General features: G+C 47.7%; 14 protein-coding genes. All 14 read left to right on the forward strand.

Annotation, left to right across the window (positions count from 1 at the left end; all coding sequences use genetic code 11):
- The first annotated feature begins 19 nt into the window (after positions 1 to 19).
- A complete protein-coding gene (locus VB118_04750; protein MEA4831911.1) occupies positions 20 to 1270 on the forward strand; it encodes a PBSX family phage terminase large subunit in 1251 nt (416 codons plus the stop codon).
- A 29-nt stretch (positions 1271 to 1299) separates the two neighbouring features.
- Positions 1300 to 1554, forward strand: coding sequence for a hypothetical protein (locus VB118_04755; protein ID MEA4831912.1), 255 nt, complete (start codon positions 1300 to 1302; stop codon positions 1552 to 1554).
- Between the two features lie 11 nt (positions 1555 to 1565).
- The gene (locus tag VB118_04760; protein MEA4831913.1) at positions 1566 to 3452 is read left to right on the forward strand and encodes a hypothetical protein; all 1887 of its coding nucleotides are present in this window, start codon (positions 1566 to 1568) and stop codon (positions 3450 to 3452) included.
- On the forward strand, positions 3445 to 5262 hold the full coding sequence (locus tag VB118_04765; protein ID MEA4831914.1) for a hypothetical protein: 1818 nt from the start codon (positions 3445 to 3447) through the stop codon (positions 5260 to 5262). Before VB118_04760 ends, VB118_04765 begins: the two co-directional genes overlap by 8 nt.
- On the forward strand, positions 5259 to 5453 hold the full coding sequence (locus VB118_04770) for a hypothetical protein (protein ID MEA4831915.1): 195 nt from the start codon (positions 5259 to 5261) through the stop codon (positions 5451 to 5453). The genes VB118_04765 and VB118_04770 overlap by 4 nt, the downstream gene beginning before the upstream one ends.
- Positions 5450 to 5704 (forward strand): hypothetical protein, encoded by a 255-nt coding sequence (locus tag VB118_04775; GenBank protein ID MEA4831916.1) that lies wholly within the window; start codon positions 5450 to 5452, stop codon positions 5702 to 5704. The genes VB118_04770 and VB118_04775 overlap by 4 nt, the downstream gene beginning before the upstream one ends.
- 20 nt (positions 5705 to 5724) lie before the next feature.
- On the forward strand, positions 5725 to 6012 hold the full coding sequence (locus tag VB118_04780; protein ID MEA4831917.1) for a hypothetical protein: 288 nt from the start codon (positions 5725 to 5727) through the stop codon (positions 6010 to 6012).
- A gap of 53 nt (positions 6013 to 6065) precedes the next feature.
- The gene (locus VB118_04785) at positions 6066 to 6458 is read left to right on the forward strand and encodes a hypothetical protein (protein ID MEA4831918.1); all 393 of its coding nucleotides are present in this window, start codon (positions 6066 to 6068) and stop codon (positions 6456 to 6458) included.
- 108 nt (positions 6459 to 6566) lie between these two features.
- The gene (locus VB118_04790; protein MEA4831919.1) at positions 6567 to 7316 is read left to right on the forward strand and encodes a hypothetical protein; all 750 of its coding nucleotides are present in this window, start codon (positions 6567 to 6569) and stop codon (positions 7314 to 7316) included.
- A gap of 48 nt (positions 7317 to 7364) precedes the next feature.
- Complete coding sequence (locus tag VB118_04795) at positions 7365 to 8204, forward strand: hypothetical protein (GenBank protein MEA4831920.1); 840 nt, start codon at positions 7365 to 7367, stop codon at positions 8202 to 8204.
- A gap of 32 nt (positions 8205 to 8236) precedes the next feature.
- Positions 8237 to 8599 carry a hypothetical protein gene (locus VB118_04800; protein ID MEA4831921.1) on the forward strand — a complete coding sequence of 121 codons (363 nt, stop codon included), beginning with the start codon at positions 8237 to 8239 and terminating at the stop codon, positions 8597 to 8599.
- A gap of 76 nt (positions 8600 to 8675) precedes the next feature.
- Complete coding sequence (locus tag VB118_04805) at positions 8676 to 9296, forward strand: hypothetical protein (protein ID MEA4831922.1); 621 nt, start codon at positions 8676 to 8678, stop codon at positions 9294 to 9296.
- A complete protein-coding gene (locus VB118_04810; protein ID MEA4831923.1) occupies positions 9293 to 11164 on the forward strand; it encodes a hypothetical protein in 1872 nt (623 codons plus the stop codon). Before VB118_04805 ends, VB118_04810 begins: the two co-directional genes overlap by 4 nt.
- 25 nt (positions 11165 to 11189) lie before the next feature.
- Positions 11190 to 13013: a hypothetical protein gene (locus VB118_04815; protein ID MEA4831924.1), complete on the forward strand. Its 1824-nt coding sequence runs from the start codon at positions 11190 to 11192 to the stop codon at positions 13011 to 13013.

Here is a 13013-nt window from a genome sequence, read left to right on the forward strand (position 1 = left end):
GGAGAGACAACGATATATAATGATGCGCGGATCAGCGGGATCGGGAAAATCCTATGATACCGCGCAGTTTTATATCATCCGTATCCTTTCACAGCCCGGCCGGAACCTGTTATGCGTGAGAAAAACAGATCTCACAAACCGCGTAAGCACATACAGTGAGCTCACAAAGGCAATAAACCGCCTGGGACTGCAAGCGTATTTTAAATGCACGGTGTCCCCGCTTATGATTCGCTGCGTAAACGGCAATATGATACTATTCGGCGGGTGTAAAGATGAAAGTCAGCGTGAAAAGCTGAAATCCATTACCGCGCTGAAAGGAAACATAACCGACATATGGTGTGAAGAGGCGACGGAGCTGTCCCAGGAGGATTATGATACCCTCGACGACCGTCTCCGTGGCCGCCTCCCGGATAATCTGTTTTATCAGATGCGGTTTACGTTTAACCCCGTCTCCGCGTCTCACTGGATTAAGGGATATTTCTTTGACGCGATTAACCCGAATGTATATTGCCATAAATCCACATACCGCGATAATGCTTTTGCGGATCCAGGACAATACGCCCGTATGGAGCTTATGCGCGTCCGGAATCCGGAAAGATATAAAATATACGGGATGGGTGAATGGGGCAATATCGGCGGCCTTGTCTTTAACAATTACGAGGTCAAGGATCTTACCGGGATAACCTTTGACGATGAACGGTACGGACAGGACTTCGGATTCAATCACGCCTCCGCGCTCCTGGATGTCGGCATAAAAGACGGCGACATATACATAACCCGCGAAATATATAAATACATGACGACAAACCGCGGGATGATACGCGCGGCCAACGAAGACGGGAAATTAAATAAAAGAATCCCGCTCTTATGCGACAGCGCGGAGCCGGATCGTATCCAGGAATGGTACGACGCCGGGTATAACGCAATGGGCGTAAATAAGCAGCTCCATGAAGGAAGCAGCCTGTCCTATTCCATCGAATGGTTGCAAGACCGGAAGATCTATATAAGCCCGGACTGCCCGGAAACGCTGCGCGAGATATCAACGTGGAGCTGGAAAAAGGATCCGCAAGGACGTTACACAGATATACCGATAGCATACGGAGACGACGCAATGGCGGCGCTTCGGTACGCTTGCTTCGACTGGATCCCGCAGGAAGAGGACTATTACGCGAAGCGGAAGAAACACGAAAAGAAGGTGTTCGCTTTCGACGATGTTTTCGAGAAATCCAAAAAGCCCGGGATCGACAAGGGCAAGACCGTTATTATCTAAAATTTATCGAGAGGTAAAAAACAAACACAATGACATATATGATCCTTTCGGCGGCGCTGTGCATAGCGACGCCATTTTTGATCATTTCCGCCTTTATAATTGGCTATAACAAAGCGCTCCGTGACGCAGCGCGTAATAAAACTGACAGATTAAGCGTCAGCTTCCCCGCGGCAATGCCGAAAATCAAACCGGAAACCGAAACCGAAGAGGCGCGGAAAAAGCGCATAGCGCAGGAAAATATATATAAATATGCCGAGGGCAAGCCGATGCAGGAAATAAAGTGAGGTGACAAAATATGAGCATATTTAACCGTAAAAACAAAGCCGCGAATACAGCCGCAGCCGAGGACAGCTATACCGAAATATGGCGGCAGTACCAGGACGGCAAGGATTACTTTAATCAAATAAACCTAAACAACCGCGCCGATAAATGCTTTCATTTTGTTGCCGGTGATCAATGGTACGAGGTGCCGACAGGCGACGAAAACCCTGCTGTACTTAACATATTACGCCCGATCATGAAAAACTCAACCGCAATGGTCGGGCAGAACAACATGACAATCCATTACAGCTCAATGGACTTTTCTGAACACCGGCAGCAATATACCGAACTATGCGACAAACTCAACGCACACGCAATACGCGTGTGGGAGCGGACAAAAATGGATATGGTCGTATGGGACGTTATCCAGGACGCGTTCACAGCCGGCGACAGCTTTCTGTATTTCTTTGACTCCGGAGAGGGTGACAACGGTCAGAGCGACAACTATATCGGGCGTGAAATCAAGGTGCGGCAGCTCGACACGACGAATGTCATGCTCGCCGACGAAAACAACCCGTTAATCCAGGAGCAGCCGTATATCCTCATAATTCAACGCCGATATCTGCGTGATGTTATAGCCGAAGCGAAAGGAAACGGCATTTCGCAGGAGGAAATCGACCGCATTACATACGACGACGAAACGGAAGACGAAATTAACGGCGAAATTGAGGTCGACAACAAGCAAAAAATCACTACGATAATCCGCTTTCAGAAAAAAGACGGAATCGTAAACGTTTGTCGAAGCACGAAAACCGTCGTCTATCAGCAAGAAGAACCGATAGAGGGTATGACGCTGTATCCGATAGCAAAATATACCTGGAACCCGATAAAAGGTCAGGCGCGTGGCATGGGCGACATATGGTATCTGATTCCCGCGCAGATCTCCGTCAATGTGAATTATTACCGCTTTGATCAAAATGTCAAGGAAACCGCATTCCCGAAACTGGCATACAATGCGCAGGCTATTGATCAACCCTCAATAGAAAATCTTTCAACACCGGGCGCAAAAATCGCAATGCGTGATTCACGCGGTAAAAATATAACCGAGCTTATACAGTATCTTCAGGCTCCGCAGATATCGCCATATGCAAAAGACGTATGGCAGGAGCTTATACAATTAACCCGCGAGCTGTCCGGCGCCGGCGACAATCTCGAAAACATCAACCCCGAACAGGCCTCCGGAGCGGCGATCAATGCGGCGCGGGAGGCGAAAGCGCTCAATGTCAATGCCCAGGTCGCGGCATATAAGCAGTTTATCGAGGATACCGCTCACATATGGTTTGATATGTGGCTCGCGTATAATCCCAACGGTATGGAGATCGTGTCAAAGGGCGAGGACGGTACGGAATCTTCCGAAATCGTGAGCGCGGATGAGCTCCGCGCAGCGAAAATATACGTTAAAATTGACGTCTCTCCGTCCAATCCATACAGCAAATTGTCCGCGGAATTAACGCTTCAGGAGCTTTTCAACGCTCAGGCAATCACTATTGACGAATACGTCGACGCGCTCGACGACGACAGCGCAGTACCGAAGACAAAACTCAAAGAGATCCTCGACCGCCGTGAAAAGCAGCAGCAAGACGCGGCCGCTCAAAAGATTGTGGAGCTGACGCAGATAATTCAACAGCTTCAGGCACAGCTTCAAGAAGCTTCCGCAGCCGCACAGGGCGGCGCCGCGGCACAGGAAAAGCTCGTTGCTCTGACAAATGCAATGCAGACAAAGGATTTTGACCGCGAGCAAAAGCTGAAGGATCTCGATATGGAATCAAAAGCCGTTGAAGTCGAACGTAAAAGGCGCGAAATAGAAGCCCCGCAGGGAAAGGGTGAAATAGACTATAAGGAGCTTATAGGCAATGAATAACGATAACGGTCTCCGCGAGGTCATTAAAACGCTCGCCGAGAGGGTAAGAGCGAATAAAACGGAAATTGAAGCCGTAAAAAGCGAAATCTCCGGAGCAAACGGAAACGCGAAATATGCGCTGCTTATCGATCTGTGGAAAGCGATAGACGCGTTTTCAGTCAAGGGCAATTCTATTTTTCTCAAAGGCAACAAAGTCCATGATTTTTATGTGCCGAAGGACGGCAAAGACGGCAAGAACGGCGATCCTGGCAAGGACGGCAAGGATGGCGAACCGGGCAAAGATGGCGAAGACGGCAAACCTGGACGTGACGGGAAGGACGGAATGCCGGGACGCGACGGGAAAGACGGCGCTCCGGGTAAAGACGGCAAGGATGGCGAACCCGGCGAGACGGTAAAGGTAATATATAAACCTAAACTGTTCGAGCGCGACGGCGCGATATGGGTATATTTCGAGGGTGAAGCCGAAAAAGACGCGGTAAAGCTCTATGATATCGCGAAGACAACCGGCGGCAGCGGCGGCGGAGGCGGGCGCGGACAGCGTACATATGTACATTTTGTGTATTCCGCAACCGGAACACCGGAGGACGCGGATATAAAATCAACGTCCGACGACACAACATATTATCTCGGGATATATGCCGGCCTGGAATCAACGCCTCCGAAATCCGCGAATAGTTATACATGGTCGCAGTACCGCGGCGAGAGCTCGGGAGCGGGCGCGTATGCTGCCGCAGTCGCCGGCGGGTATACCGGAACGGAAGAGGAATTCGATTATGATTTAGCCGGAGTATCCGAAATAACCTCAAAAGCGAATATAAATCAAGGCGCTTCCAATGCCGGAAAGTGCTGGAAGGTCGGCGCGGACGGCGGTCTTGTGTTCGAGGTTCCTTCCGGGATCTCCGAAGCCTATATTCATTCCGATACCCTTTCAGACGCGGCAAACAGCGTCGAATATACGAATCTCGGAGGCTTTGCCGAATTTGATATTATTTTAGAAGCCCCCGCGGCAGCAGCTTCGACAGCTTATATATATCTCACAATAAACGGATCAAAGTACTCTATGCTTGTGGGAGGTTTTGTAAAAACAAACGCTCCGTGTCAAACCAGCTTCACATTTAGAAAAATAGGCGATACCTGGATAAGTATGTATCGCGCCGGAGGCAGCACTACTTATATCAAAATCAGCGACATGCCGTGGTGGGATGGGACGAATATAACATCGTTTAAAGTTGAATGTTATGGCACTACCGTATTCCCGGCGGGAACAAAAGTCACAATAAAAGGATTGACAAACAATAATCTTGCCGGCGGGAGTGGAACGGTATTTGATTATGAGAAAATTATAGATATAACAGAGTCCGTGCAAAGCATTACTATTAATCAGTTCGACGATGGAGAAGCTTTGCAATTAAAAGAACTTTATGTGTATCTTATGGTAACTGCCAGTACAACAAGTAATGTAAATCTTGAATTATGGTATGATGCTAATCCTGTTGTAGCACCCGCTCGATGGGCGTCTTCAATGGGATATGCTACAGGAAATCTTACTTTATATGCTCACGCCTATATTGGTAGTGCATCGAAAGTTTTAGAGGTTGACTATATTACAGGAGCAGTTGGAGCATATGTCAATTATACATCCTTGCTTAATGGATCGCTTAATCATAATATACACCCTATATCTTATAATAATCCTCCGCATTTGTTATATACTGAGGTCAAATGTATAAATACAATAGTGATTAAATCTCCACAAACCACGATTACCCTTGATTCTGGAAAAATTGTTTTAAGAGGTGTGAGAGCATGAAAAAATATATTAATGGCGAATACATTGAAATGACTACCAAAGAAATAGCAGACTTAGAAGCAGACGCGTCGAACGCTCCTGAACCTGTTCCGACGCTTGAGGAAGAAATTGCAAAGATTAAAGCCGAAAACGCCGAACTCCGCGCGGCGGTCGAAGCTCTTATTTCCGGCAGCACAGGAGGCACGACATGAAAAAATCCGATTTAATCGAGAGGGTATACGCGTTTAACCGCTCCAAAGCCTCTGAAAAGGCGGCAAACGAAAAGAAAATCTCTGACAAAGACGCGGAAATCGCGTCCCTTAAATCCGCGAAAGCGGCAATCGAGTCGGAACTCACCGGAGCGACAGACCGAATGCGCGAAATCGCGAATATGTTTTCCGCTTCCATGTGGAAGCTGCTCCCACAGTCAATAAAATCATATTTTGAACTATACCGAAAATGAAAGGAGAAACATTATAATCAATGGCAGACGAATTTATGACCCGCGATATGTGCGATCAGATACATAAAAACTTTGACGAACGTTTCGAGCGGGATAAGGAGAGGATCCAAAGTGTAGAAAAACTATGTGAAGCGATAGCCGGTTTAATAATTGAACTCAAGCACACAAACAAAATGATCGAATCGCATGAATCCCGAATCAAGGCGCTCGAGGACCGCCCTATTAAGCGCTGGGACGGGCTTGTCAGTACTTGCATCGCCGCTATCGCCGGAGGATTAATCGGCTATCTTATAAGCGCAATACTTTAACCGCACCCGATAACCGGGCGCGGAATTTTATTTAAGGAGAACGAAACAAAATCATGATCAACTGGAAACAGAAACTTTCTTCGCGTAAGCTGTGGGCGGGAATTATCGCCGCGCTCGGCAGCATACTTACTGCGATATTTTCCGAACAACTTGACGAAATGACCGTCGAGCTTGTCAAAACGGCCGTTATCGCCTTGTGCGTGTATATAGGCGGCGAATCCTTCGTCGATATCGCACGCGCGATATTTACCGCGGTCGGCAAAACCGCAGCCGAATTGTCCTCTGCTCCTCCGGGAACGGCAGCTCCGGAAACCGCCGCAAAAATAAATACTTCCGGATTTAATTATATTGAGCCTCAAATAAAGCCGCGGGAAGCGGAAACGCCTCCGCCCAGGCAGGAAGACAGCGGCGAGGAAACAGAGGACCCGGACAACACAACCGAATAAAAAGGCAACTGCAAAACAGCAGCTGCTTTTTTTATACTTAAATATTAAAAATACGCAGGCCGAAAGCGAAAACATGACAATCGCGATCCACGCGAAAAAAGGAGATTCATGGACGAAACCAATAACAGCGTAAACACGCCGGCGGCCGCTGATCCGGCAAACGCGGGGCAAGTCGCAAATGCCCAAAGCGCGGACACATCATCCGCAGCGGCACAGACCGCAGATGAATCCACGCTGACCGGTGATCCCGTAAATCCCGGCGCAAAAAGAGACTATGAGCACGACGCGGAATACGCGCGTCAGAGGCGAGACCGCGAAGCAGCCGAAAGAGAGGCGGCAGCCGCGAAAAAAGCGTCTGATACGCTGCGCAACGCGCTCAAAACAATGAACATCACCGGCGAAACCCCGGACGAAATGGCTATAAACGCGGAGGCGTTTGCCACCGGGAAGCCGCGTGAGGAAATCAAGGCCGCATACGAAAAGCGGACGGAAGCGGAAACCCTGAAATCCGAAAATGAGAACCTTAAAAAGCTCATCAGAGACAGCGCTTTGAATAAGGATCTTATCGCGATAAAGGCGGCATATCCGGAAGTCAAAGCGGAAAACATCAACGAACTCGGCGAGGATTTTGTTTCCATGATGGCCGCGGGGAAAAACCTTGACCCCGTCAAGGTGTACGGCGCATTGAAAATCATGAATGAAGCTAATAAAAAGCCCGTTCCGAAATCGACCGGCGACGTGCGTTCCTCCGGCACGCAGGAAAAAGACTTCTTCACACGAGAAGAAGTTCAGAAAATGACCTCGTCAGAAGTTCACAAGAACTATGACAAAATCATAGCTTCTCAGAAAAAATGGTAAGCCTCCGGAGATAATCCCCGGAGGGAAGAAAGAAAAGGAGAGTAATCAATGGCATATAATAACTTCATCCCCACCGTATGGGCAGAGGGGATAAACCGCGAACTTGAAAAAAAGTTCGTATTTGCAGAGGACTGCAACAGAAAATACGAAGGCGATGTCAAAGAGTTCGGAGATCAGGTCCGTATACTCGGCGTTGGTTCCCCAACTATAACGGACACAGAGGATAAAGATATAACTCTCGGCGATCCGGAAAAAATTGAGGACACAAGCGCGACGCTTATTGTCGATCATATCAGCCATTTCAATTATAAGGTCGGTGATATCGACAAGGCACAGGCAAAAGGAAATATACTCGAAGCACTCCACGCCGAAACAAGCGAAAAGCTTGCGGATAAAATGGACGCGCATATCGCGTCTTTGGCAAACGATGCGAGCGCGATCCTCGACGCCGCAAGCGCATACCAGGCAACAGCAGATATTATCCTTGAAAAAGTCGATACAGCGCTTCAAAAGCTGTATGAAAATAACGTATCGCCCTCAGCTGATATCATTATGACGGTCACTCCCCGTTTTTATATGCTTATGAAAAGGGCGTATGCGTCGCTCGATACAAACAACAGCGGCATAATCAAAAACGGTAAAGTCGGCATGTACGGCGGTATAACCGTCAAAATGAGCAACAACGTCGCGACAGCTTCCGCCGGCGCGGTAGATAAAATCATGGTCAGGACTAAGCGTGCTATCGCATTCGTAAATCCTATGACGCATGTTGAGCCTTACCGCCCGGAGAAAGGTTTCGCAGACGCCGTAAAAGGCTTTGTACTTTACAAAGCAAAAATCATCCGCCCGAAAGAAATGATCGTTATGAACGTCAAGTATACCGCTTGATGAATACATAACGAAACAGAAAGGATAAACACATGGCAATACAGGCAATCACAAACGCTGCATTAACAGCATTCAACACCACCGCAGATTTTCCCGCAGCGGTCGCGGCATCCGTCGCCGCCGACGGCGTGACAATAGACGCCACCGGAAGAGACGACAAGTTGCTTATCTACATCGAAAACACCGATTCAGTCAACGCGGAATCCGCAATCATTAAAAAGGGCAACGGAATCCAGGCGGCAAATGATCTTACGGTATCTCTCGCGGCAAGCGCGAAAAAGGTTATTCAGCTCGAAAGCGGTGCGTTCAAAAACGTGAGCGGGACAAATAAGGGCAAGATCCTTATAATCCCGTCGAGTACAGACGTGAAATTCTCGGCAATACTCATGAAATAAAAGGCAAGGCGCGGGAGGCATTTGCTTCCCGCGCTTTCCGGCTATCAGAATTTATTTTAGAAGGGGATCAAGAAAAATGACATATTACGAATTAAAAAGAAACGTACTCCTGAGAATGGGAGAGGGCGCGAACGTAACCGCGTCCGGCATAAACTCAACAAGCGTTATCGAAAACTATAATAAGGCGATCCCCATGCTTGCGTCGGAGGGGCTCGCAATGTGCGCGGCCACGGCAATATATATCGTAAAATCATACGACGCAGTTAAAATTTTAAGCGAAAACGATATAAGATACGATATGCGCGCTCTCGTAAGTGATTTTTATAGCTTTTCGAAGGACGGCATAACGCTCGACAATGAACCATATAACGATTACCGCACAGAGGCGGATAAGATCATTATCATTCCCGGCGACGTCTCGGGCACCATTAAAATATATTACAACGCATATACAACACGCCTTGCCGACAATATAGCGGACGGCACCGCGCTTACTATAGATCCCGAAATATACGCTATAATTCCAATGTACATTGAGGGCAGACTCCGCATTATGTACGATTACGGCAATAACAGCGATTACGGCCTCAGCCTCGTAAACGAATTTGAGCAGCGCCGCGCGGAGCTGATCGCGGAAAGAAACAAAAACAGCCCGCGGCTTTCCGTCGTTATTCCGAAGGGACGGTTAAGAATATGATTACAATCAAGAAGTTTGGCGGAAATGTAAACCGTAAACAGTATGTATACGATACCTTCCTTTCCGTCGACTTCGGCCGAGCGAGCGCGAATCTCGAAAAGGTCTTCTCTCCGGACGCGGTGAATATGATCCGCGACGAATACGGCAAAGTCCGTCGCCGGATGGGATATGAAAAGGTTTTCACCGTCTCGGGTAAAGTGTGGGGCATGACACGGTATAACGGGTATATATATGTCCATGCCGGTACAAATCTATATAAATGCGTAGAGGGCGCGGGAACGCCCGTAACGCTCGCCGCAAGCGGTCTTGCTCAGTCCGCAACACAATGGCGGCAATCCGGCGGCAAGCTGTATATTCTCGACGGTACGGAGCTGTGGCAGTTCAACGGCACGACGCTTTCCGCAGTCGTCGGCAAGATACCGACAGTCACTATAAACACGCCTCCGAAGGGCGGCGGAACACAGTTCGAACAGTTTAATCTCATATCCGATTATTTCACACAGGGCTTTATCGGCGACGGCACAAGCACAGTATACCACCTTGTAACGACCGGATTAATGGATTACTGCGTAATCAAAACCGCAAGCCTTGATGTCAACGGAAATGTCGTATGGACGACAATGTCAAGTGGTTATACACTCAACGCGGCCACCGGAACAGTCACATTCACAACCGCGCCCGGCGCTCCGGTCGTAGCCCAGGAAGACAATGTATTGATTACGATCCGTAAAAACCGCACAACTGAACGGTGGAAAATAACACATTGCTCCGTTTCCCGCGGCTTTGGTGTAAATGGATATGATAATCAGTGGTTTTTGTCCGGAAACCCGTCGTATAAAAATCATCTGTATTGGTCGGCGATAAACGATATCACATATTGGGGCGATCTTCAGTATGCCGTGCTCGGGCAGGACGACAGCGCGATAATGGCGCTCAATTCCCTGTCAAATCAGCTTGTAGCTCATAAGGACGACCGGAGCGGCGACAACTATATACTCAGCGTGTACGAAGACGCCACAGCAATACAAAACATCATAATTACGCAGATCTCCGTCGATAAAGTCATTCACGGCGCGGGGTGTATAGCAAAATATACCGCTCAGCAATTCGGCGAGCCGGTTATCCTTTCAACACTCGGAATCAACGCCATAGCATACCGCGATATATCCGGCCTCCAGGTCGAAACTTTACGAGGCGAACGCGTTACGCGCAAGCTGCTCGCAGAACCGAACATACAATACGCGGCGTCGTGCGTATGGAAATATTATTACTTTATAGCGGTCAACGGCAATGTCTATGTTCTCGACCGCCTGAACCCGGTCGGCGAAAACAATGTATTGAACAATATATATCAGTATAACGCTTTCTTTTGGAATCACGTACCGGCGACGGCATTCTTCCCCGATGGCGATCATCTGTATTTCGGGACAGCCGACGGAAAAATAATGCGGTTTTATACAAATGAAAATGAAAGCACTAGCTATAACGACGACGGAGTGACTTATTCGTGGTCGTGGACGTTCCCGGAATTTGTCGGGGACGTTTTTTATATGTCAAAGTGTCTGAGGCATATCGCGATACGCGCGAAAGCAAGCGTCAGGACGACGCTTTCCCTTTCGGTACAGTTGGAAGGTCAATGGAGCACCGTAACGCGCGAAAGCGCCGCGTTCGGCTATTGGGACTTCAACGACATAAACCTCGCGAACCTTTCCTTTTCAACCGACGCAACGCCGAAAAAGGTATCATTCCCATATTCGCAGAACAATTTCGACAAAATAAGCTTTAAGCTTTACGGCTCGACAATAAATGAGCCGTTCGGGCTATATTCCTTTGCGTTCGAGACATACGAAAAAGGCTATCACAAATAAAAATACAGGAGGACAATATAAACATATGGCAAGCGCAACCACAAACGCGTACAAGGCTCTCAGCCTTTATAACGATGATCTTTTAAAGGATCAGAACCCGAACGCATACGCGGAACTGCTCAAATATAAACAGCAATGGGCGCAGGCGGACGCGTCCGGAGATAACGCCGGAATGGCGGCGGCAAGAAACAGCGCGGAGAATATACGTAAAGCAGCCGGATACACAACCAACGACGACGGATCAGGGTATATCCCTTATTCACAGCCGGCAGCAGCATATACACCGACAGCAGCATATACGCTTGAAAACCCGTATAAGTCGCTCCAGGAAGAGACGAATCAAAAGCTTGCCGCCATGAAAAAGACAGAGCTCGAATCCGCCGACAACGGCTATAACACGCTCGAGCGGCAGGCGTATATCAATAAACGTCAGACAGAGGCAAACATGCCGGCGACGCTTGCACGCACCGGGCAGACGGGCGGCATGGCGGAATCGACAGCTATCAAGCCTTCCGTCGCATACGGGAATCAGCTCTCGCAGATCGGCGCCGAACGGCAGAACGCAAAGAACACCATAAATCAAAATTACGGTAATAAAGAATTGCAGTACGCGATTGACTTCGCGGACAAAATTATCGCGCAGAATAACTATCAGGCACAGTTCGACTATCAGAAACAACGTGACAGCGTATCAGATCAGCAGTATAAGCAGAGCTTTGATTATAACGCCGCCCGCGATATCATAGGCGACAAACAGTATGACAAGAACTTTGATTACAACGCGGCGCGTGATACCATAACCGACAATCGGTACGCCGATCAGCTCGCATATCAAAAGCAGCAGAACGAGCTTGACCGACAATATCAGCAATCTGTATTCGATTACAATAAAACCCGTGACAATGTCTCGGACACGCGCTATGCGGATGAGACGTCATATGAACGCAATATATATCAGGAGCAGCTTGAGCAGAAAGCCGCCGAAGCCGCGGCACAGGCAAAGACCGACGCGGAAGCCGCGGCATATGACAAAGCAATCAATATCGCAAAATATACCGGCGATTATTCCGAACTCGAAAAGCTTCTCGGCTCTCCTTCCGGAAGCATATCAAATTATCAGAAGACGCTCGCACAACAGGAAGCGAATAGCAGCTTTTCGGAATTAGGAGATTACACGAAATCTCTTATTGAAGCGTCAAAAGACTATTTAGGGAAAACCGACGCAAAGGTATTCGAGCAGAAATTTAAGGTATTCGAGCAGAAATTTAAGGAAGCTCTCTCGAAAGGTCTTGTTACTCAAAATGAATATGAGGCGGCAAAAATTCAAGCGGGCATAACCGAAGCAAAAGACGGCACGCTTGTGGCGAAAAAATATGAAGAATATCCTTCTACTAAAGACATGCCTTATAATTATCTTTTGAAATTGTATAACGATTTTAAGAATTCTGATCAGGATAAGTTAACGGACGACGAATTGATATTCTATAACGATGTAATTGATGAACTTGATAAACGGAAAAAAAACAATAAAATAACAATTCCAAATGTGTTAAACAAAAATACAGAGAAACAAGAAAATCCTTTGTCAAAATCAATCATGTATCAAGGAAACAACAGAAATTATACTCCATCTTCAACGGCTAATGTATCTCCACAATCTTCGGGCAATGTATCAGAGACAAGCGGAACAAACCAACCTCCGCAATATATAAAAGATGAATTCGGGACATGGACAAACGCCGATTTTGTAGATATGAGTGATGAAGACATAATAAAAGCCGTAAACTCAGGAAAAATGATACCGAAGGAAATTAACGGTGTTCTTTATTTGATGAAACAAGAGGGATAA

The organism is Oscillospiraceae bacterium, assembly GCA_034925865.1.
In the GTDB taxonomy this organism is placed as follows: domain Bacteria; phylum Bacillota; class Clostridia; order Oscillospirales; family SIG627; genus SIG704.

What these genes read in the sequence shown, in the direction of transcription:
- VB118_04750 (MEA4831911.1), top strand. Translation starts at nt 20, where the DNA reads ATGATGCGCGGATCAGCGGGATCGGGAAAATCCTATGATACCGCGCAG.
- VB118_04755 (MEA4831912.1), top strand. Translation starts at nt 1,300, where the DNA reads ATGACATATATGATCCTTTCGGCGGCGCTGTGCATAGCGACGCCATTT.
- VB118_04760 (MEA4831913.1), top strand. Translation starts at nt 1,566, where the DNA reads ATGAGCATATTTAACCGTAAAAACAAAGCCGCGAATACAGCCGCAGCC.
- VB118_04765 (MEA4831914.1), top strand. Translation starts at nt 3,445, where the DNA reads ATGAATAACGATAACGGTCTCCGCGAGGTCATTAAAACGCTCGCCGAG.
- VB118_04770 (MEA4831915.1), top strand. Translation starts at nt 5,259, where the DNA reads ATGAAAAAATATATTAATGGCGAATACATTGAAATGACTACCAAAGAA.
- VB118_04775 (MEA4831916.1), top strand. Translation starts at nt 5,450, where the DNA reads ATGAAAAAATCCGATTTAATCGAGAGGGTATACGCGTTTAACCGCTCC.
- VB118_04780 (MEA4831917.1), top strand. Translation starts at nt 5,725, where the DNA reads ATGGCAGACGAATTTATGACCCGCGATATGTGCGATCAGATACATAAA.
- VB118_04785 (MEA4831918.1), top strand. Translation starts at nt 6,066, where the DNA reads ATGATCAACTGGAAACAGAAACTTTCTTCGCGTAAGCTGTGGGCGGGA.
- VB118_04790 (MEA4831919.1), top strand. Translation starts at nt 6,567, where the DNA reads ATGGACGAAACCAATAACAGCGTAAACACGCCGGCGGCCGCTGATCCG.
- VB118_04795 (MEA4831920.1), top strand. Translation starts at nt 7,365, where the DNA reads ATGGCATATAATAACTTCATCCCCACCGTATGGGCAGAGGGGATAAAC.
- VB118_04800 (MEA4831921.1), top strand. Translation starts at nt 8,237, where the DNA reads ATGGCAATACAGGCAATCACAAACGCTGCATTAACAGCATTCAACACC.
- VB118_04805 (MEA4831922.1), top strand. Translation starts at nt 8,676, where the DNA reads ATGACATATTACGAATTAAAAAGAAACGTACTCCTGAGAATGGGAGAG.
- VB118_04810 (MEA4831923.1), top strand. Translation starts at nt 9,293, where the DNA reads ATGATTACAATCAAGAAGTTTGGCGGAAATGTAAACCGTAAACAGTAT.
- VB118_04815 (MEA4831924.1), top strand. Translation starts at nt 11,190, where the DNA reads ATGGCAAGCGCAACCACAAACGCGTACAAGGCTCTCAGCCTTTATAAC.